This is a genomic window from Halobaculum sp. MBLA0143, assembly GCF_041361465.1.
In the GTDB taxonomy this organism is placed as follows: domain Archaea; phylum Halobacteriota; class Halobacteria; order Halobacteriales; family Haloferacaceae; genus JAHENP01.
In genome coordinates this window covers 543,255-562,514 of the sequence record NZ_JBGKAC010000001.1, presented here as the reverse complement: position 1 = coordinate 562,514, position 19,260 = coordinate 543,255, and the positions used below count along the sequence as shown (strand labels likewise).

Below are 19,260 nucleotides of genomic sequence, written 5' to 3'. Positions count from 1 at the left end.
GTGGAGAAGATTCGTGGTCCGACTCCGGAGGGCTCCGGAGTCGTCGGGAGTCGGCTACAGGTCGTCGTGAGTGAGTCGGCCGTCGACGAGCGTCGCGGCCACGTCGATCTCCCGGATCGCGTCCGGGTTCTCCCACGGAGAGTCGGCGAGGACGACGAAGTCGGCGCGCTTGCCGGGCGCGAGCGTCCCGAGACGGTCCTCGTCGAAGCCGGCGTACGCCGCGCCGCCGGTGTACGCCCGCAGCGCGTCGGTGACGCCGAGTCGTTGGCGCTCGGCGGGGGCGTTCACGGCGTGGTGGACGCCGAGCAGGGGGTCGAGCGGCATACAGTCGCTGCCGAAGGCGAGCCGAACGTCGTGGTCACGGTAGTCGGCCAGGCGGTTCGTCCGGGTGCGTCGGTCGCCCAGCCGGGCGTCGTACAGTCCGTCCTCGCCGGCCCACTTCAGGAAGTTCGGTTGGACGGACGCGACGATCCCGGCGTCGGCCATCCGGTCGAGCAGGTCGTCGTCGACCAGTTCGACGTGTTCGATCCGGTGGCGGGCGTCCGGGTCGCCGTGTGTCTCGTACGCCTCCACGACCGCCCGGACGGCCTCGTCACCGATGGCGTGGGCGGTGAACTGGAAGCCGTGAGCCGTCGCGCGCCGGACGTGTTCGCGCAGCTCCGCCGGGTCGACGACCCACTGTCCGGTCCCGTCGCCGTCGGCGTACGGCTCCGACAGCTTCGCCGTCCGGCCGCCGAAGGAGCCGTCCGTGTACGTCTTGACCGCGCCGGTCTGGACCATCTCGCTCCCGTGGTTCGTCCGCGCGCCGGTCTCGATCAGGGCGTCGAGGTGGTCCGTCCAGTAGTTGAGCCGGACCCGCACGTCGAGGTCGTCCGTGGCGGCCATCTCGCGGTACACTCCGGGCGCGTGTGAACGCCGAACCATGTCGTGGACACCGGTGACGCCTCGACTGGCAGCGGCCGCCTGTGCGGCCTCGATCAGTTCGCGGGTGTCGCCGGGGTCCGGCTCGACGGCCTCGTACAGTGGGTCGACCGCCTCCTCGACGACGACACCCGTCGGCTCACCGTCGGTGGTCTGGACATCGTCGTCCGGCATGTCGTCGCGGTGGCGCTCCAGCGCGACACTGTCGACGGAGGCGACGTGCATGTCCTCGCGGAAGGCGACGACCGGGCGGTCGTCGCCGACGGAGTCCAACTGTGCGGCGGTGAGGTACTCCCCCTCGGGCCAGGTGCTCTCGTCGTAGCCGAACCCGAGGACGTACTCGGCGGGGTCGCCGGCGTCGGCCGCGCTGGCTCCGTCGGCCGTCTCCGCGGCTCGCCGGGCCAGCAGGTCGACCGCCTCGTCGGCGGACCCGGCCGGAGAGAGGTCGGCGTGGACCAGGCTACGCCCGGCGTTGGTCAGGTGGGTGTGTGCGTCGACGAACCCCGGGAGGAGCACGCGCCCCTCCAGGTCGATCCGCTCCGTCTCCGGGCCGGCGAGGAACTCCACGTCGTGTGTCGACCCCAGACGGACGACTGTGCCGTCGCGGACGGCGACCGCCTCGTACACCTCGTCTGGCTCGTCGAGCGTGTGGACCACCCCGTCCGAGATCACGAGATCTGCGGCGTCTGTCACGGTAGCCTGTCTGACGGCTCCCGACTTTAAATATCAGTTCCTGTCCCCGTTCGCCGGCCTCGGGGGGTGTTCTCGGTCGAGTCACCGTGGGCCCGACACCGTCGTGTCGCCTCAGTCGGGGAGCCAGAAGAGTGCGACCAACGACAGCAGCTGTGAGGTGAAGATCCGGCGGTGGGTCGCCTCGGCGCCGTACGCGACGAAGATCTCGGAGGCGAGCATGAACGCCGCCCACAACGCCAGTGAGACGAAGAACGCCACGGTCACCGGGTTCGGTCCGGTCTGTTCGTCACCGAGCTCTTCGACGGCAGTGTACGCCCGGGCGAACAACACGGTCGAGAGGAGTTCCCAGACGAGTACGCCGACGAACAACACCCCGACGACCACGGTCGGCGTCCCGTGGACGGACGTGACGTCGAGCATGTACCCCCAGTTCCCCGAGGCGTACGACCAGCCGTCCCCGAGCACGCCGAGGGCTTTCAGCCCGTCGAAGAAGTTGGTGGAGAACACGATGCCAGTCCACAGCGTCCAGAAGGCGACGATTCCTCTCTCGAGGGATGTGGTATCGAACATTGCAGTTGCAGATTACTCACTCTACAGATAAAACTACTCATTTACGGAGAAACGAGAGCGTGGCGACTGTCAGCGACTGTCTACGAGGGCGACAGTAGAGATCTCCGGGTCGGCCACAGCACGGCTGGAGAACTGCTGGGCTCTCGTCTCGCGCCGCCGTGGGCGCGCCGGGCGGGTGACGACCACCGGCGGCGGCCACAGTCGACAACGAACCGACGGGCGGTGTTCGCTCCACCGCCGGACGCCACCGACAACGGGTGTGACAAGCCGTCTCGGGCGCAGACCGATCCGGAGTCCTTTTAAGCTGCGAGGGAACAGTACGGACACAGTCCGGTGAAGCGACAATGAACGGGACGGGACTCGACGTGCTCGTGCCGTCGTCGCTCGTCCGGGAGGCCGAGGACGGCCGCGAGGCCACGCGAAAGCTCGGCTACGTCGCCCGCGCGGCGACGGTCTTCCGGGCGGACCGGTTGGCCGTCTTCCCCGACGGGGAAGGCGAGACAGACAGGGGCGAGGAGTTCGTCTACACGGTGTTGGCGTACGCGGCGACCGCACCCTACCTCAGACGCGAGGCGTGGGACCGCCGCGAGGAGCTCCAACACGTCGGCGTGCTCCCGCCCCTGCTGCCAGACACCTCCGGCCCGGACGGGTCGGAGCTACGAGACGGAATCGTGACCGAGGTCGGACCTGAAGGCCGCGTCCGGGTCAATTGCGGAACGCAACACCCGATCTCCCTGCGGGCGCCTCCAGACGAGGTGCCTTCGGAGGGAGAGCGCGTCACCGTCAGGGTCTCTTCGAGAGAGCCGGTCCGCGCGAAGCTGGCGGACGGCGACACACCGTCGCCGGCCGTCGAGCGTGCGGACCTCGCGGACGCCCTCGCCGACGCCGACGTGTCGGTCGCCGCCTCCCGTCACGGGGACACCCTCTCCGTGACGGAGTTAGAGGTGGTCACGGCCCGGCTGCGCGACGCGGACCGCGTCGCCGTCGCGTTCGGCGCCCCGGCCAGGGGGCTGCCGTCGATCCTCGGGTACCCCGAGGACGCGGCGGTCGACCCCGCAGACACGCGGTTCGACCGCTGGCTGAACACGGTTCCGAACCAGGGCAGCGAGGTGGTGCGCACGGAGGAGGCGATGTTCGCCTCGCTGAGCGCCCTCTCGCTGCCCCCGTGATCGAACGCCGCGAACACAACAACATGCCACAACCAAGCAGACCACGCAAGGGCTCGACGGGCTTCGGCCCGCGCACGCGCTCGGCCAGCGAAGTCCCGCGCCTCCGCTCGTGGCCCGACGACGACGGGGCCGCCGGAGTGCAGGGCTTCGCGGGCTACAAGGCAGGGATGACCCACGTCGTGATGGTGAACGACGAGGACGACTCCGCCCGACAGGGGATGGAGGAGTCCGTACCGGTCACCGTCGTGGAGGTCCCGGAGATGCGCGCGGTCGCAGTCAGAGCCTACGAGGAAACGTCGTACGGAAAGAAACCGCTGACGGAGGTGTGGACGAGTGAGTTCCACAGCGAACTGGACCGCACACTCGACCTCCCGAACGAGGACACCTTCGAGCCGGACGCCGCGGAGCTGCGGGAGCTCGTCGACGACGGCACGGTCGACGACCTGCGGTTCATCACCCACACGCAGCCGGCGACGCTGTCGAACGTCCCGAAGAAGGAGCCGGACGTGATGGAGACGCGCGTCGGCGGCGGCAGTATCGAGGATCGGCTGGAGTACGCCCTCGACCTGGTCGAGGGTGGCGGCAGCCACACCTTCGGTGACGTGTTCCGGGCGGGGGAGTACCTCGACACCGCCGGGATCACGAAGGGGAAGGGAACTCAGGGCCCCGTCAAGCGTTGGGGCGTCCAGAAGCGGAAGGGGAAGCACGCCCGCCAGGGGTGGCGGCGCCGGATCGGCAACCTCGGTCCGTGGAACCCCTCCCGGGTCCGGTCGACGGTGCCCCAGCAGGGGCAGACCGGCTACCACCAGCGGACGGAACTGAACAAGCGACTGCTGGACTTCGGCGAGGGGGACGACGCCTCCGTCGACGGCGGCTTCGTCAACTACGGCGAGGTCGACGGGCGGTACGCCCTCGTGAAGGGTTCGCTGCCCGGTCCGGAGAAGCGGCTCCTCCGCTTCCGTCCGGCGGTCCGACCGAACGACCAGCCGCGTCTCGACCCCGAGGTGCGGTACGTGTCCACGGAGTCTAACCAAGGATGACGACGACAGTGTACGACCTGGACGGCGAAGCGAGCGGGGAGACGGAGCTCCCGGCCGTGTTCGACACGACGTTCCGCCCGGACGTGATCCGGCGGGCCGTGCTCGCCGCGCAGGCGAACCGGAAGCAGGCTTACGGCGTAGACGAGTTCGCCGGCATGCGGACGCCGGCGGAGTCCCAGGGTTCGGGCCGCGGGATGGCCCACGTCCCCCGGGAGAACGGGCAGGGGCGGCGCGTGCCCCAGACCGTCTCCGGGCGGAAGGCCCACCCGCCGAAGGCCGACAAGGACCAGGGCAAACAGATCAACGACAAAGAACGGAAGCTCGCAGTTCGGTCGGCGCTGGCGGCGACGACCGACGCCGAACTCGTCGCCGACCGCGGCCACGAGTTCGACGACGACCTGGAGGTTCCGCTCGTCGTCACCGACGAGTTCGAGGACCTCGTCAAGACCCGGGAGGTCGCCGACCTCCTGGAGTCGCTCGGCGTGTACGCGGACGTCGAGCGGGCCGACGACGGCCGCAAGATCAAGGCCGGTCAGGGGTCGACCCGTGGCCGGAAGTACAGAGAACCCGTCTCGGTCCTGTTCGTGACGAGCGAGGAGCCGTCGCGTGCGGCTCGCAACCTGGCGGGCGTGGACGTGACGACCGCCGCCGAGGTGAACGCCGAGGATCTCGCTCCCGGCACCCACCCCGGTCGGCTGACGTTGTTCACGGAGTCCGCGCTGGCGGAGGTGAGTGACCGATGAGTGTCGTTCACCACCCGCTCGTGACGGAGAAGGCGATGGACGAGATGGACTTCGCCAACAAGCTCCAGTTCGTCGTCGACTCGGACGCGACGAAGCCGGAGATCCGCGAGGAAGTGGAGTCGCGGTTCGAGGTGGCGGTGACGAGCGTAAACACGCAGGTGACGCCACAGGGTCGAAAGAAGGCGACCCTGCGGCTCTCGGAGGAGGACGACGCACAGGACGTCGCCTCCAGAATCGGGGTGTTCTGACATGGGCGCACGAATCCAAGGACAACGACGTGGTCGCGGCGGCTCGACGTTCCGAGCCCCGTCGCACCGCTACAAGTCGGACAAACAGCACAAGACCGTCGAGGACGACGACACGGTGACCGGTGAGGTCGTCGGGATCGAACACGACCCGGCGCGGTCAGCACCGCTGGCGGACGTGGAGTTCGAGGACGGCGACCGCCGCCTCGTGCTCGCCCCGGAGGGGATCACGACCGGCCAGGAGATCCAGATCGGCGTCTCGGCGGAGATCGAGCCGGGCAACACGCTGCCGTTGGCGGAGATCCCGGAGGGGGTCCCCGTCTGCAACGTGGAGTCGAAGCCGGGCGACGGCGGGAAGTTCGCCCGTGCGTCGGGCGTGTCGGCGACACTGCTGACCCACGACCGCAACGTGACGGTCGTCCAGCTGCCCAGCGACGAGGTCAAGCGGCTGAACCCGGACTGCCAGGCCACGATCGGCGTGGTCGCCGCCGGCGGCCGGACGGAGAAGCCGTTCGTGAAGGCCGGCAACAAACACCACAAGATGAAGGCACGTGGGACGAAGTACCCGCGTGTCCGCGGCGTGGCGATGAACGCCATCGACCACCCGTTCGGCGGCGGGGGGCGCCAGCACCCCGGCAAGCCCAAGTCCATCTCGCGGGACGCTCCGCCGGGACGGAAGGTGGGCGACATCGCCTCGAAACGAACCGGAACCGGGAGGGACTCGTAACACATGTCGACAGAGTACAGAACCGGCCGCGAGGGTGAGTTCACCTACCGCGGCCACACGCTCGACGAGCTCGACGAGATGGATCTCGACGAGGTGACGGAACTGCTGCCCGCACGCGCGCGGCGAAGCATCCAGCGGGGGCTGGACACGGAACAACAGAAGCTGCTCGAACAGGCCCGCGAGGCCGGCGAGGAGGAGACCGCGAACGACCCGATCCGGACGCACCTCCGGGACATGCCGATCGTCCCGGAGTTCGTCGGACTGACGTTCGCGGTGTACACCGGTCAGTCGTTCGAGCGCGTCGAGGTGGAGCCGGAGATGATCGGCCACTACCTCGGGGAGTTCCAGTTGACCCGCACGTCCGTCGAACACGGACAGGCCGGCATCGGCGCGACCCGGTCCTCGAAGTTCGTGCCCCTGAAGTGACACCATGGGAATCAGCTACAGCGTCGAGGCGGACCCGGACACCACCGCGAAGGGGATGCTCCGAGACCGCAACATCAGTCTGAAGCACAGCAAGGCCATCGCCCGCGAGCTCCGCGGCGAGACGGTCGCCGACGCGAAGGCGTACCTGGAGGCCGTGATCGCGGAAGAACAGTCGGTGCCGTTCCGGCAGCACAACTCCGGTGTCGGCCACCGGGGGGACATCGACGGCTGGGACGCGGGTCGGTACCCGGAGAAGGCCGCCGAGGACTTCCTGAAGCTGTTGGAGAACGTCTCCAACAACGCCGACCGTCAGGGGTTCGACGCCGACGCGATGGAGATCAAACACACCGCACCCCACAAGGTGGGTGAACAGACGAGCCAGCAGCCCCGTGCGATGGGGCGGGCGAGTCCGCACAACACACCCGAGGTGGACGTAGAGATGATCATCGAGGAGGTCGAGAACTGATGGCGGACGAACAGGCGTTCATCGAGGACGGGCTCCAGCGCACGCAGATCGACGAGTTCTTCGAAGAAGAGCTCGGTCGAGCGGGCTACGGCGGCATGGACGTCGCCAAGACGCCGATGGGGACACAGATCGTCCTGAAGGCGGAGAAGCCCGGGATGGTGATCGGCAAGGGTGGGAAGAACATCCGGAAGATCACCACGGAGCTGGAAGATCGGTTCGACATGGACGATCCGCAGATCGACGTGCAGGAGGTCGACGAGCCGGACCTCAACGCCCGGGTCGTCGCCGACAAGCTCGCCAACGCCCTCGAACGGGGCTGGTACTTCCGGCGGGCCGGCCACACGACGATCGACCGGATCATGGACGCGGGCGCGCTGGGCGCCGAGATCGTCCTCTCCGGGAAGGTGACGGGCGCTCGTTCGCGCGTCGAGAAGTTCAACCGCGGCTACATCAAGCACAACGGCGAGCCGGCGAACGACGTGGTCGACGACGGCCAGGGCGTCGCCGTGATGCAGCTCGGCACCATCGGCGTGACGGTGAAGATCATCCCGCCGGAGGCGAAGCTGCCGGACGACTTCGAGGTCAGCGAGGACGCCGAGGCCCCCGAGGTCGAACAACAGGTCGAAGACGAGGGCGTCGAGTCGCTCCTGGAGGAGCCCGACGAGGTGCCCGAGGCCGAACCGGCGGACGTCGACACCGACGAGGAGCCGGACGACGCCGTCTCCGAGGAGGTCGTCGAGGAGGTCGTCGAGGAGACGGAGCTCCCCGGCGAAGAGGAGGCCGTCGACGTCCCCGGCGGCGACGAAGAGGAGATCGACGAGGAACTGGACGACCTCGACGAGGAAGTCGAGAGCGAGGCGGCCGACCTCGTCGGCGAGATGGAAGAGGCGTCCGAAGGCGACGAAGACGAGGGGGGTGAGTGACGATGGCGATCCTCCACACCGAGGAGATCCGCGACATGACGGCGGCGGAACGCCAGCAGGAGCTCGAGGATCTGGAGACGGAGCTCCTCAACGCGAAGGCGGTTCAGGCGGCCGGTGGTGCGCCGGAGAACCCCGGTCGGTACGGTGAGCTGAAGCGAACGATCGCGCGGATCAAGACGATCCAGCGCGAGGAAGGCGACGTAGAGTAACACAATGCCGACACCCGAGACACTGACACGACACGAACTCGTCGGCCTCCCGGTACGGGTGGTCGACGCCCCCAACCCCGACCTCGTCGGGATCGAGGGCCGTGTCGCGGCCGAGACGGAGCGGACCCTCGTGGTCCGCGGGCCGACAGCCTCGGGTGTCCGCGACCGCCGGGTGCCGAAGGGGGACACACAGTTCCTGTTCGGGCTCCCGGCAGACAGTTCCAGTGTGGCAGACGAGACGGCCGGCGGGGCGACAGTTCCGCCGGCGAGCGGTCTCACAGATGAAGCCGCCGACCGCCGCAAGGGGTCGGGGTCCGCGTTCGAACTTCCGTGGGAAACTCTCGGCACGGGGTCGGCCCGGCCAGCCGAGAAGTCTGGCGGCTGCGAGGACGTGGTCTACGTTACGGTGGATGGGAGACGACTGCTCTCACGACCCGCCTTCCGCACGGAACGTGCAGGTGATTCGACATGGCAATCGGACTGAACGTAACAGATCCGGAGACGACGTGCTCCGACGAGAACTGTCCGTTCCACGGCACGCTCAGCGTGCGCGGACAGACGCTCGAAGGGGAGGTCGCCTCCACAGATATGACGAAGACCGTAGTGGTCGAACGGGAGTACGACGTGTACGTCCCGAAGTACGACCGCTACATGAAGCGACGGAGCCGCGTGTCCGCACACCACCCGCCCTGCCTCGACGTCGAGGAGGGCGAGGAGGTGCGGATCGCCGAGACACGACCCCTCTCGAAGACGAAGTCACACGTCGTCGTCGAGACGGTCGGAGGTGAGGAGTGATGTGCTCCGACCCACAGGAGACCGTGTCCTCAGGAGGTGACGACTGATGCAGGCCCTGAAGGCGGACGTGACGCAGGGTCTGGAGAAGGGATCGCTGATCACGTGTGCCGACAACACTGGCGCACGCGAGCTGAAGGTGATCAGCGTCTCGGGCTACGGCGGCACGAAGAACAGACACCCCAAGGCCGGCGTCGGCGCCAAGGTGACCGTCTCGGTCACCAAGGGGACCCCGGAGATGCGCCGCCAGGTGCTGGAGGCGGTGGTCGTCCGGCAGCGGAAGCCGATCCGCCGTCCCAGCGGCACGCGCGTGAAGTTCGCGGACAACGCCGCAGTCGTCGTCGACGACGCGGAGGAGCCGCGCGGGACGGAGATCAAGGGTCCCATCGCGCGTGAGGTCGCCGAGCGCTTCGGGAGCATCGCCAGCACCGCGACACAGATCGTATGACCGAGCAACCACACAAGCAACGGACCCAGACACGGGACGCGCCGCTCCACGAGCGGCAGACCCAGGTTCGCGCGACCCTCTCGGCGGAGCTCCGAGAGGAGTACGACCAGCGGAACGTCCGCGTCAACGTCGGCGACACCGTCGAAGTGATGCGCGGTGACCACGCCGGCGAGGAGGAAGAGGTCGTGCGCGTGGACCTGCGGGAAGCGGTCGTCCACGTCGAGGACGTCACCGTCGAGAGTGCAGACGGCGAGGAGGTGCCGCGTCCGCTGGACGCTTCGAACCTCCGCGTGACGGAGCTCGACTTAGAGGACGACCGCCGCGAGGCACGTCTGGAGTCCGACGAGGAGGCTGCGTAAGATGAGCAACCACCAGAAACGACTCTCGGCCCCGGACTCGTGGCCGGTCGAACGGAAGGAGGAGACGTTCACGGTGAAGGCGGACGCCGGTCCACACGGCGAGACGGGTGTGCCCCTGTTGATCGTCCTGCGGGACGTGCTGGGGTACGTCGACAGCCGGAAGGAGGCACGCTACGCCCTAGAGGGCGGCAGCGTGTTGGTCAACGGTGACGGCAACGTCGCCGAGGACCGTCCGGTGGGGATGTTCGACATCCTCGCGTTCACCGAGCGAGACGAGTACTACCGCGTGTTCCCGTCGGAGGGCGGTCGGCTGTCGCTGACCCCCATCGACGAGGACGCGGCGGCCTCCCGGCTGGGGAAGGTCGTCGGCAAGCAGCAGGTGGCCGGCGGGGCGTTCCAGTACACGCTCCACGACGGCACGACGCTGCGGGCGGACGACAGCTACGCCGGCGGGGACTCGCTCGTGGTCGACAACGAGACGAAGGAGATCGTCGCCCACTTCCCGTACGAGGAGGGGGCGCTCGTGACCGCCGTCGACGGCGGACACGCCGGCGAGATCGGCGAGATCGAGGAGATCCGCGTCACCCCGGGCTCCGGGGACAACGCGGTCGTTGTCACGCAGGCGGACGGTGGCTTCGAGACGATCGCCGACTACGTCGTCGTGATCGACGAGAACTTCACCGAAGGAGGTGAGGAGTGATGAACTCCGATCCACGGAAGACGAAGTCTTCAGGAGGTGAGAAGTGATGTCCGAGAGTGAAGACGCCGGGTTCCACCCGATGCGGAAGCCGACCGTCGAGAAGGTCGTCGTCCACATGGGTGTCGGCCGCGGTGGCCGCGAGCTCGCGGACGCCGAGGACATCCTCGAGGAGATCACGGGCCAGGAGTCCGTCCGGACCCAGGCCGAGAAGGCCATCGGCGAGTTCAACATCCGGCCGGGCGACCCGATCGGCGCGAAGGTGACGCTGCGTGGCAACGACGCCACGGCGTTCCTCGGGACGGCGCTCCCGCTCTCGGACCTGTCGATCTCGCAGTTCGACAACGTGGGCAACGTGAGCTTCGGCGTCGAGGAACACACGGAGTTCCCGAGCCAGGAGTACGACCCGAACGTCGGGATCTACGGGCTGGACGTGACCGTGACGCTGACGCGCCCGGGCTACCGGGTGGCCAAGCGTGACGCACGCACCCGTTCGATCCCGAACGACCACCGCATGAGCGTCGAGGACGCGGTCGCGTATCTCGAACGCGAGTTCGACGTGGAGGTCGACAGATGAGCGAGACAGACACGGAGACAGACACACAGGAGACGCCAACGGGCGAGCAGGCCTCGAAGCGCACCGACGACAACGTCGCGTGCCGGCGGTGTAACCGCAAGCAGGGGCTGGTCGGGAAGTACGACATCAACCTCTGCCGGCAGTGTTTCCGCGAGGTCGCTCGATCGATGGGGTTCCGGAAGTACCGATAACGATGGCAGGCAATGATCCACTCGCCGACGCGCTCGCGGGAATCGACAACGCGGAGAACGTCGGCAACCTGGCGTACACGGTCCAGCCCGCCTCGAACACGGTCGGCTCCGTACTGGAGGTGCTGTACGACGGCGGCTACGTCGACGGCTTCGAGTACGTGGAAGACGGTAGGGCCGGCAAGTTCGAGGTCGAACTGAAGGGCGCGATCAACGAGTGTGGCGTCGTCAAGCCCCGCTACTCGGCGGGGGCAGACGAGTTCGAGAAGTGGGAGAAGCGCTACCTCCCCGCCCGCGACTACGGAGCACTGATCGTCACCACGTCACACGGCGTGATGAGCCACTACGAGGCCCGAGAGGCGGGCGTCGGTGGCCAACTGCTCGCGTACGTCTACTGACAACACAGACATGACACGACAGACAACCATTCAGATCCCAGACGAGGCGACGGCCGAGGTCGACCACCTCGACCTGACCCTGGAAGGGCCGGAAGGCTCCGTCACGCGGCAGCTCTGGTACCCGGACGTGACCGTCCTCGCAGACGGGGACACCGTCACGATCGAGCGACCGGACGACGCCGACCGCCAGACGGAGGCCACGGTCGGCACCTTCGAGAGCCACATCCACAACATGGTACACGGGGTCACCGAGGGGTGGACCTACGAGATGGAGGTGTTCTACGCGCACTTCCCGATGGACGTGGCCGAAGAGAGCGGCGAGATCGTCATCGAGAACTTCCTGGGCGAGCGCGCGCCGCGGCGGGCGGACGTGCTCGGCGACACCGAGGTGGAGATCGACGGCGAGGAGATCACGCTCTCTGGCCCCTCGAAGGAGGATGTCGGCCAGACGGCAGCGAACGTCGAACAGCTCACCCGAGTCACGGAGAAGGACGAACGGGTGTTCCAGGACGGGGTCTACATCACGAACAAGCCCCGTGGAGGTGCCTAGATGGCGGACGACGAGATCGAGGCCCTCGAAGACATCTCCGGTGTCGGCGCCTCCAAGGCGGAGGCGCTGCGGGAGGCCGGCTACGAGTCCGTCGAGGACGTGAAGGCGGCCGCCCAGTCGGAGCTCGCGGACGTCGACGGCGTCGGCAACGCGCTGGCGGCCCGGGTCAAGGCGGACGTCGGCGGCCTCGAGGTCGACGAGGAGACGGAAGCCGAGATCGAAGACGACACCGAAGAGGAAGTCGAGACGGACGACGAGGAGACGGACGCCGAGACGGAGCTGCGTCCCCGGGGTCACGCGGACAAGACGCCGGAGTTGGACGCGGAGACGGCGCGTGCGCTCGCCCAGAAGCACCGCGAGAACACGCCGAAGTTCAACCGTCAGGACCACCACAAGAAGAAGCGCGTGTCCACCTCGTGGCGGCGACCGCGCGGCACGCTCTCGAAGCAACGCCGCGGGATGAAGGGGAAAGGCGACACCGTCCAGGCCGGCTTCCGGTCGCCGACGGCGTCGCGCGATCTCCACCCCAGCGGCTTCGAGGAGGTGCGGGTCCACAACACGGACGATCTCGAAGGCGTCGACCCGGACACGGAGGCCGTCCGAATCGCCTCGAAGGTGGGCGGACGGAAGCGTGAACGGATCGAAGACGAGTGTGAGCAACGGGAGATCCGCGTGCTCAACCCGACGTACGTCGAGGTGGAGGTGAACGGCGATGACTGACCTCAGCGCACAGAAGCGACTCGCGGCCGACGAGCTCGACGTCGGTGTCGACCGCGTCTGGCTCGACCCGGAGGCACAGTCGGAGCTCGCGGACGCGATCACACGCGAGGACATCCGCGAACAGATCGAGCAGGGGACGATCCAGGCGGAGGACGCCGAGTCCAACTCCCAGGGTCGTGCCCGCGAACGCGCCGAGACCCGCTCGTACGGCCACGGCACCGGCGCCGGCACCCGGAAGGGGCAGGCAGGCGGTCGCCAGGACGAGCGCGACGACTGGATCCAACGGATCCGGGCACAGCGGGAACGGCTGCGTGAACTGCGCGACGACGGCCCCCTCGACAGCTCGCAGTACCGCGAACTGTACGACAAAGCGTCCGGCGGCGAGTTCGAAGACGTCCGCCGGCTCGATTCGTACGTCGAGGAGAACTACGACGTAACACTGGAGGACGACTGATGGCAACCGGACCACGATACAACGTATCGATGCGGCGTCGCCGCGAGGTTCGGACCGACTACCACCAGAGGTTGCGCCTGTTGAAATCCGGGAAGCCGCGTCTCGTTGCGCGGGTTTCCAACCGACACGTCAGGGCGCAGCTGGTCAGTCCCGGTCCGGAGGGCGACGAGACACACGCGGCCGCGTCCAGCGAGGACCTGTCGGAGTACGGCTGGGAGGCTCCAACGGGGAACCTGCCGAGCGCGTACCTGACGGGGTACCTCGCGGGACTGCGAGCCGTCGCGGCTGGCCTGGAGGAGGCGGTGTTAGACATCGGCCTCAACACGGCCACGCCCGGCAACAAGGTGTTCGCGGTGCAGGAGGGCGCGATCGACGCGGGACTCCAGATCCCGCACAACGAGGACGTGCTGGCGGACTGGCCACGCAACCGTGGCGAGCACATCGCCGAGTACGACGAGCAGCTGGACGAGCCGCTGTACAGCGGCGAGTTCGACGCGGCGGACCTGCCCGAGCACTTCGACGACGTGCGTGCAACACTGACGGAGGAGTTCGAGTAACATGAGCGCCAACGACAGCGGCTGGACGCCGCAGACGCGGCTCGGCCGACAGGTACAGGCAGGTGACGTGACCTCGATGGACGAGGCGCTGGCGACGGGGCTCCCGCTGAAGGAGCCGGAGATCGTCGACCAGATGCTGCCGAACATGGACGACGAGGTGCTGGACATCAACATGGTCCAGCGGATGACCGACTCCGGGCGGCGGGTGAAGTTCCGCGTCGCCGTCGCGGTGGGCAACCGCAACGGCTACCTCGGCTACGCCGAGGCCCGGGACGACCAGGTCGGCGGCGCCATCGAGAAGGCGATCGACGTGGCGAAGCTCCAGGTCATCAGCGTCGACCGGGGCTCCGGCTCGTGGGAAGACTCCGCGGGCGGCCGCAACTCCCTCACCCGGACGGCAGAGGGGAAGGCCGGCTCCGTCGAGGTGGAGATCAAGCCCGCCCCGCAGGGGCTCGGGCTTGCGGGCGCAGAGACCGTCCGCAACATCCTCGATCTGGCGGGCGTCGAAGACGCCTGGACCTCCTCGAACGGCAACACCCGGACGACGGTGAACCTGGCGAAGGCCACGTTCAACGCCCTGGTGAGCGCCTCGCAGGCCCGGACGCCGGACCGCGCACGCCGGGTCCAACGGGAGGCACGCGAAGGGGTGAGCGAGTGATGCGGGCGATCGTCCAGCTTCGCGGCGAGGTCGACATGTCCGACGACATCCACGACACCCTGGCCATGCTCAACCTCCACTCCGTCAACCACGCGACGCTCGTCCCCGAGCGGGACAGCTACGACGGGATGGTGGCGAAGGTGAACGACTACGTCGCCTTCGGCGAGCCGTCCGCCGAGACGGTGGCGATGTTGCTGCGTCGCCGCGGCGAGCCCGTCGAGGGTGACGCCGACGTCGACGACGAGTGGATCGCGGCGGAGACGGCGTACGACGACGCCGACGCGCTGGCGGAGGCGTTGGTCGCCGAAGAGACCACGCTCCGTGAGGCCGGCCTCGCGCCGGTGTTCCGGCTCCACGCCCCGCGTGGCGGTCACGACGGGATCAAACAGCCAGTCACCGACGGCGGACAGTTGGGTCGACACACGACCGAGGAGATCGACGAACTCCTGGAGGACATGCGATGACGAGCAAGAAGAAGCGCCAGCGTGGGACGCGCACGCACGGCGGCGGCTCGCACAAGCACAACCGTGGCGCCGGCCACAGAGGCGGTCGCGGTGCGGCCGGCCGCGACAAACACGAGTACCACAACCACCCGCCCCTGGGGAAACACGGGTTCTCCCCGCCGGAGAAGGCCCAGGACGTGGTCGCGGAGGTGTCCGTCCAGGAACTGGACGAGGACGCCGCGCTGCTGGCGGCCGAGGGGGTCGCCGAGCAGGCGGACGGTGCCTACCACCTGGACGCCCGCGACGTGGCCGAGGACGGCCACGAGGTGGACGTGGTGAAGGTGCTGGGCAACGGTGAGGCCCGGCAGGAACTCCACGTCACCGCCGACGCGTTCACGTCCGGTGCGCGGGCGGAGATCGAACAGGCCGGCGGCTCCGTCGAGCTGACGGAGCGCGCCGAGGAGGCAGAGGCCGACGCGGACGACGAAGACGGCGAAGACGACGAGGCCTGACGGCCTCCCGCGGTCTCACTCTCTCTCGAGTGTCGAACCCCACGGCGGCGCCACTACCCGTCCGGCAGCCGGACCGTCACGCGGAGGTCGTTCACGTTCGTCCCGGTCGGGCCGGACCGGAGGCGGCCGTCGGCGTCCGCGAGCCACGACAGGCTGTCGTTGTCGGCGAGTGCCGCCCGCGCGCTCGCCGGGTCGGTGACGGTCGTGCCGTCGACGACGCCGCCGGCGGCGGCAGTCGAGCCGTCGTGGCCGTCCGTGTCGACGGCGGCGACGACCGTCTCCCGACCGGCGTCCGCGTCGGCGAGCGTCAGCCCGGCCGCGAGCGCGTACTCGCAGTTCGGCCCGCCGACGCCGTCGCCGCGGACGGTGACAGTCGTCTCCCCGCCGGTGACGACGACCACGGGACGGTCGCCCGGTGCGAGTGCGGCCGCGAGCCCGCCGGCACGGCGACCGCGGCGTCGTGCTTCGCCCGTCGTCTCACCCAGCGAGACGGCTCTGGCGCCGCGGTCGCGGGCACGGGCGACGGCGGCGTCGACCGCCCGCCGGCCGCCCGCGACGACGGCCGTGTCCGTTCGGGCCGCTGTCTCGCCGTCGGGCGCCGGCGTCGGGGGTGTGTCGTCGTTCCGGATCACCCGCCGGACCGCGGGCGACGCGAGGTCGTAGCCGTCGAGCACCGCGAGCGGATCCGGGCGGTCGCGTCGAGGGACGGTCGGGCCGCTGGCGACGACGGCCGGGTCGTCCCCGACCACGTCGCTGACGACGACGGCGACCACCCGCGCCGGGGCGGCGCGTGTGGCCAGCCGGCCGCCTTTCACCGCCGACAGCGCCGTCCGGACGGCGTTCGTCTCCCGGATCGTCGCGCCGGCCGCGAGCAGGTCGGTCGTGACGGCTGCGACCGCCTCGTGGTCGACGCCCGGAGCCGGAGCTGCGAGGAGTGCGCTCCCGCCGCCCGTGATCGGTGCGAGCACGACCGTCTCTCGGCCCGCGTCGTCGAGGAGCGTCAGCGCCTCGCGGGTCGCCGCTACCCCCTCGGCCGTGGGTGTCGGGTGACCGCCGGCCGCGAACCGCACCCGTCCCGGCCCCTCGCCGGCCGCCGTCGGGGGGACGAGGACGACCCCGTCGCCCGGGGGGTGGCCCGCAGCCGTGAGTCGGTCGACGAGCGCCCGCGTCAGCGCCGGCGCCGCCTTCCCGCCGCCGACGACCACCAGTCGGTCTGCGGCCGCGAGATCTGCCGTCACCGTCTCAGTCTCTGTCTCAGTCTCAGTCTCAGTCTCCGTCGTCGTCCGCGTGTCGGCGACCCGGAGCTGGCCGTCCGTGACGTGGACGCCGTCGGCGACGGCTGCCGCCGGACGCGCCGCTCGGACGCCCGCCGCGAGACAGTCGCGGGCGAGCTCCCGGGCCGGCGTGGACGGGCCGTCCGTGTCGAACCGAACGTCGTCGTCCCCGTCGACCCCGTTGCGGTCGTCAGTCACTCGAAGGTCAACACCTCTACGCCGTCCGTCTCGTAGTCCGTCATCGCCGCCAGCCGATCCGGCACCTCCGACAGCGACAGCTCCCGGCCGACCAACACGCTCGGGTCGACCGCGCCCGACGCCAGCAGCCCCAGGAGTTCGTCGTAGTGTGTCGGCGGCATCCCACGGGACCCGACCACGTCGATCTCCCACCGCGTGATCTCGTCGATCGGCAACGCCACCTCGCCCGCCTCCGCGTCCGTCGTCAGCCCCACCTGGACGTGGGTGCCTCGCTGCCGGAGACAGTCCACGGAGTTGCGACACGTCTCTGCCCGCCCGAGCGCGTCGACGGAGACGTGGGCCCCCTCGCCGCCGCGGTCGGCCGTCAGCGCTCGGATCGCTTCGACCGGGTCGGTCTCCGTCGCGTCGACGGTCGCCGCCGCGCCTGCCGTCTCTGCTCGTTCGAGTGCCGCGTCGTCGACGTCCACCGCGACGGGGCGTGCTCCGGTGGCGTCGGCGACGTGGATCGCCGACAGGCCGACGCCGCCTGCACCGTGGACCGCCACCCAGTCGCCGGCCGTCACGTCCGCGCGGTGGGCCAGGGCGTGGTACGCCGTGGTGAACCGACAGCCCAACGCCGCCACGTCTCGGGCCGCGACCCCCTCGGGCAGCGGCAGGGCGTTGTAGTCGGCGTTCGGGACGTGCACTCGTTCTGCGAACGCCCCCGGCGCCGCGCGTTCGAACCCCAGCGCCGCCCCGTCGAGACAGGTGTTGCCGTGGCCGTTCGTACACTCCAGACACGCGCCACAGCCCAGGTCGAACGGCACTGCGACCCTGTCGCCGACCTCGACGCGCTCTACGTCGTCGCCGACGGCGACGACCTCGCCGGCGGGCTCGTGGCCGAGGACGAAGTCCAGGGGGACCTGGTCGTCCGCCCACTCCCCGTGGCCCTGCCAGGCGTGCCAGTCCGACCGACAGACGCCGCAGGCCTCGACCGCCACGACCGTGCCGTGTGGGTCCGGCTCCGGAGCCGAGATCTCGGTTACTTCGAGCGGCTCGCCGTACTCGCGTAACACTGCTGCGCGCACGGCAACAGTTGAGTGGGGGTGGCTGTTAACTACCCGTGTGTGGGTCGGTCGTCTCCGTGTCTGTTCGGTGGTGGGACGGGTGGTCTCGACCGTCGTTCGCCCCACGACGAGGCCAGAGAGCCGAACGAATCGACCCGACTACAGTTCCACGGCCGACCCGGACTCGTCGGACTCGTAGATCGCGGACAACACCCGTTGGACGGCCAGCCCCTCCGCCACGGTGTTCCGCTCGGGCGCTTCACCCGCCCGAACCGCCTCCAGGAACGCGCGTTGTTCGGCGCGGTGGGAGTCTCCGTCGCGGGTCCGGATCTCCGTGTCGGCGAGGTGGTGGCCGCCGTCGGTGCCGGCGTCGAACAGGGTGAGTTCGCCGGTCGCGCGGTCGAAGCGGGCGCCGCCGTCGGTGCCGCGGACGAAGAACTCCTGGGTCGGCGGGCGGTTGACGGCCCAGGCAGCCTCCAGCGAGACGGTGGTGCCGCCGTCGAAGCGGAGGAACGCGGACGCGGAGTCCTCGACGTCGAACGCCTCGGGACCGTCGTCGTCGCCCCACATCTCCAGGTAGGCGTACTCCTCGTCGCCGCCGAACTCGGAACGGGTGACTCCGGACACCTCGCGGACGGCGGGGAAGCCGGCGAGGTGTAAGGCGAGGTCGACGGCGTGGACGCCGAGGTCGACGAGCGCGCCGCCGCCGGCGACGGCCTCGTCGGTGAACCACGACCCGCGGCCGGGGACACCCCGCCGGCGGACGTAGTTGGCCTCGACGTGGGTGATCTCGCCGAGTTCGCCGGCGGCGACGCGGTCGTGTAACACCTCCACCGGCGGAGCGAAGCGGTTGTTGAACCCGACCACGAGGAAACCGGGCGCCTCGCGGGCGGCGGCGGCGATGCGTTCGGCGCTGTCGACGGTGTGGGCCAACGGCTTCTCGATGAGCACGTCCAGTCCGGCCTCCAAGGCCGCGACGGCGTACTCCTCGTGGAAGCGGTTGGGCGTCGTCACGACGACGGCGTCGATCTGTTCGAACAGGGGAGCGGCGTCGGCGAACGTCACGACGTCGAAGGTGTCGCCGAACCGCTCGCGGGCCGACTCGGCCACGTCCATCCCGCCGACCAGCCGTGCGTCCGTCTCGACGAGTCGCTCCGCGTGGTGGTGTGCGATCCCTCCGAGGCCCACGATACCGACCCGGGTCTCTGTCATCTTGTCGAAGTTGTGTACATCAGTTGTTAACACTCACGTTCCGTT

29 protein-coding genes are annotated in these 19,260 nt (G+C 69.3%); 24 read left to right on the top strand and 5 right to left on the bottom strand.

The window, feature by feature from the left end:
• Positions 1-54 precede the first annotated feature (54 nt).
• Both RYH79_RS02935 and RYH79_RS02930 read right to left on the bottom strand, forming a co-directional pair.
• Entirely contained in the window at positions 55-1,614 is a 1,560-nt protein-coding gene (locus RYH79_RS02935) for an amidohydrolase (protein ID WP_370896064.1), read from the bottom strand.
• Positions 1,615-1,725: 111 nt separating this feature from the next.
• On the bottom strand, positions 1,726-2,184 hold the full coding sequence (locus tag RYH79_RS02930) for a hypothetical protein (RefSeq protein WP_370896062.1): 459 nt from the start codon (positions 2,182-2,184) through the stop codon (positions 1,726-1,728).
• A gap of 344 nt (positions 2,185-2,528) precedes the next feature.
• Here RYH79_RS02930 and RYH79_RS02925 point away from each other — a divergent pair, with 344 nt between their 5' ends.
• The 24 genes from RYH79_RS02925 to RYH79_RS02810 are packed head-to-tail and all read left to right on the top strand — an operon-like array spanning position 2,529 to position 15,485.
• A complete protein-coding gene (locus RYH79_RS02925; RefSeq protein WP_370896060.1) occupies positions 2,529-3,353 on the top strand; it encodes a putative RNA uridine N3 methyltransferase in 825 nt (274 codons plus the stop codon).
• Positions 3,354-3,376: 23 nt separating this feature from the next.
• The gene (locus RYH79_RS02920) at positions 3,377-4,393 is read left to right on the top strand and encodes a 50S ribosomal protein L3 (RefSeq protein WP_370896058.1); all 1,017 of its coding nucleotides are present in this window, start codon (positions 3,377-3,379) and stop codon (positions 4,391-4,393) included.
• Positions 4,390-5,136 carry a 50S ribosomal protein L4 gene (rpl4p, locus tag RYH79_RS02915; protein WP_370896056.1) on the top strand — a complete coding sequence of 249 codons (747 nt, stop codon included), beginning with the start codon at positions 4,390-4,392 and terminating at the stop codon, positions 5,134-5,136. The genes RYH79_RS02920 and rpl4p overlap by 4 nt, the downstream gene beginning before the upstream one ends.
• Positions 5,133-5,384 (top strand): 50S ribosomal protein L23, encoded by a 252-nt coding sequence (locus RYH79_RS02910; RefSeq protein ID WP_370896054.1) that lies wholly within the window; start codon positions 5,133-5,135, stop codon positions 5,382-5,384. The genes rpl4p and RYH79_RS02910 overlap by 4 nt, the downstream gene beginning before the upstream one ends.
• A gap of 1 nt (position 5,385) precedes the next feature.
• Positions 5,386-6,108, top strand: a complete 723-nt coding sequence (locus RYH79_RS02905) for a 50S ribosomal protein L2 (protein ID WP_370896052.1) — start codon at positions 5,386-5,388, stop codon at positions 6,106-6,108.
• Between the two features lie 3 nt (positions 6,109-6,111).
• Positions 6,112-6,534, top strand: a complete 423-nt coding sequence (locus RYH79_RS02900; RefSeq protein ID WP_370896050.1) for a 30S ribosomal protein S19 — start codon at positions 6,112-6,114, stop codon at positions 6,532-6,534.
• 4 nt (positions 6,535-6,538) lie between these two features.
• Complete coding sequence (locus RYH79_RS02895; protein WP_370896048.1) at positions 6,539-7,000, top strand: 50S ribosomal protein L22; 462 nt, start codon at positions 6,539-6,541, stop codon at positions 6,998-7,000.
• The gene (locus RYH79_RS02890; RefSeq protein WP_370896046.1) at positions 7,000-7,923 is read left to right on the top strand and encodes a 30S ribosomal protein S3; all 924 of its coding nucleotides are present in this window, start codon (positions 7,000-7,002) and stop codon (positions 7,921-7,923) included. The genes RYH79_RS02895 and RYH79_RS02890 overlap by 1 nt, the downstream gene beginning before the upstream one ends.
• 2 nt (positions 7,924-7,925) lie before the next feature.
• Complete coding sequence (gene rpmC, locus RYH79_RS02885; RefSeq protein WP_370896044.1) at positions 7,926-8,132, top strand: 50S ribosomal protein L29; 207 nt, start codon at positions 7,926-7,928, stop codon at positions 8,130-8,132.
• Between the two features lie 4 nt (positions 8,133-8,136).
• Positions 8,137-8,616 carry a ribonuclease P protein component 1 gene (locus tag RYH79_RS02880; RefSeq protein WP_370896042.1) on the top strand — a complete coding sequence of 160 codons (480 nt, stop codon included), beginning with the start codon at positions 8,137-8,139 and terminating at the stop codon, positions 8,614-8,616.
• Positions 8,601-8,927: a 30S ribosomal protein S17 gene (locus RYH79_RS02875; RefSeq protein WP_370896040.1), complete on the top strand. Its 327-nt coding sequence runs from the start codon at positions 8,601-8,603 to the stop codon at positions 8,925-8,927. The genes RYH79_RS02880 and RYH79_RS02875 overlap by 16 nt, the downstream gene beginning before the upstream one ends.
• 46 nt (positions 8,928-8,973) lie before the next feature.
• Positions 8,974-9,372, top strand: a complete 399-nt coding sequence (locus tag RYH79_RS02870) for a 50S ribosomal protein L14 (protein WP_370896038.1) — start codon at positions 8,974-8,976, stop codon at positions 9,370-9,372.
• On the top strand, positions 9,369-9,731 hold the full coding sequence (rplX, locus tag RYH79_RS02865) for a 50S ribosomal protein L24 (RefSeq protein ID WP_370896036.1): 363 nt from the start codon (positions 9,369-9,371) through the stop codon (positions 9,729-9,731). Before RYH79_RS02870 ends, rplX begins: the two co-directional genes overlap by 4 nt.
• A 1-nt stretch (position 9,732) precedes the next feature.
• Entirely contained in the window at positions 9,733-10,431 is a 699-nt protein-coding gene (locus RYH79_RS02860; protein ID WP_370896034.1) for a 30S ribosomal protein S4e, read from the top strand.
• A 46-nt stretch (positions 10,432-10,477) separates the two neighbouring features.
• Positions 10,478-11,005, top strand: a complete 528-nt coding sequence (locus RYH79_RS02855; protein WP_370896032.1) for a 50S ribosomal protein L5 — start codon at positions 10,478-10,480, stop codon at positions 11,003-11,005.
• Positions 11,002-11,196, top strand: a complete 195-nt coding sequence (locus RYH79_RS02850; RefSeq protein ID WP_370896030.1) for a 30S ribosomal protein S14 — start codon at positions 11,002-11,004, stop codon at positions 11,194-11,196. Before RYH79_RS02855 ends, RYH79_RS02850 begins: the two co-directional genes overlap by 4 nt.
• A 2-nt stretch (positions 11,197-11,198) precedes the next feature.
• Positions 11,199-11,591 (top strand): 30S ribosomal protein S8, encoded by a 393-nt coding sequence (locus RYH79_RS02845; protein WP_370896028.1) that lies wholly within the window; start codon positions 11,199-11,201, stop codon positions 11,589-11,591.
• 10 nt (positions 11,592-11,601) lie between these two features.
• Complete coding sequence (locus RYH79_RS02840) at positions 11,602-12,141, top strand: 50S ribosomal protein L6 (RefSeq protein WP_370896026.1); 540 nt, start codon at positions 11,602-11,604, stop codon at positions 12,139-12,141.
• Positions 12,142-12,861, top strand: a complete 720-nt coding sequence (locus RYH79_RS02835; RefSeq protein WP_370896024.1) for a 50S ribosomal protein L32e — start codon at positions 12,142-12,144, stop codon at positions 12,859-12,861. It abuts the gene before it with no gap.
• Positions 12,854-13,315 carry a 50S ribosomal protein L19e gene (locus RYH79_RS02830; protein ID WP_370896022.1) on the top strand — a complete coding sequence of 154 codons (462 nt, stop codon included), beginning with the start codon at positions 12,854-12,856 and terminating at the stop codon, positions 13,313-13,315. Before RYH79_RS02835 ends, RYH79_RS02830 begins: the two co-directional genes overlap by 8 nt.
• On the top strand, positions 13,315-13,872 hold the full coding sequence (locus RYH79_RS02825; RefSeq protein ID WP_370896020.1) for a 50S ribosomal protein L18: 558 nt from the start codon (positions 13,315-13,317) through the stop codon (positions 13,870-13,872). Before RYH79_RS02830 ends, RYH79_RS02825 begins: the two co-directional genes overlap by 1 nt.
• A gap of 1 nt (position 13,873) precedes the next feature.
• Positions 13,874-14,530: a 30S ribosomal protein S5 gene (locus RYH79_RS02820; protein WP_370896018.1), complete on the top strand. Its 657-nt coding sequence runs from the start codon at positions 13,874-13,876 to the stop codon at positions 14,528-14,530.
• Positions 14,530-14,994: a 50S ribosomal protein L30 gene (rpmD, locus tag RYH79_RS02815; RefSeq protein WP_370896016.1), complete on the top strand. Its 465-nt coding sequence runs from the start codon at positions 14,530-14,532 to the stop codon at positions 14,992-14,994. The genes RYH79_RS02820 and rpmD overlap by 1 nt, the downstream gene beginning before the upstream one ends.
• Positions 14,991-15,485: an uL15m family ribosomal protein gene (locus RYH79_RS02810; protein ID WP_370896014.1), complete on the top strand. Its 495-nt coding sequence runs from the start codon at positions 14,991-14,993 to the stop codon at positions 15,483-15,485. Before rpmD ends, RYH79_RS02810 begins: the two co-directional genes overlap by 4 nt.
• 53 nt (positions 15,486-15,538) lie before the next feature.
• Here RYH79_RS02810 and RYH79_RS02805 read toward each other — a convergent pair whose 3' ends face one another.
• The 3 genes from RYH79_RS02805 to RYH79_RS02795 form a co-directional block, all read right to left on the bottom strand.
• The gene (locus RYH79_RS02805; protein WP_370896012.1) at positions 15,539-16,957 is read right to left on the bottom strand and encodes a DUF4147 domain-containing protein; all 1,419 of its coding nucleotides are present in this window, start codon (positions 16,955-16,957) and stop codon (positions 15,539-15,541) included.
• Positions 16,954-18,024, bottom strand: coding sequence for a zinc-dependent alcohol dehydrogenase family protein (locus tag RYH79_RS02800; protein WP_370896010.1), 1,071 nt, complete (start codon positions 18,022-18,024; stop codon positions 16,954-16,956). Before RYH79_RS02800 ends, RYH79_RS02805 begins: the two co-directional genes overlap by 4 nt.
• Before the next feature lie 138 nt (positions 18,025-18,162).
• Positions 18,163-19,215: a Gfo/Idh/MocA family protein gene (locus RYH79_RS02795; protein WP_370896008.1), complete on the bottom strand. Its 1,053-nt coding sequence runs from the start codon at positions 19,213-19,215 to the stop codon at positions 18,163-18,165.
• Positions 19,216-19,260 lie beyond the last annotated feature (45 nt).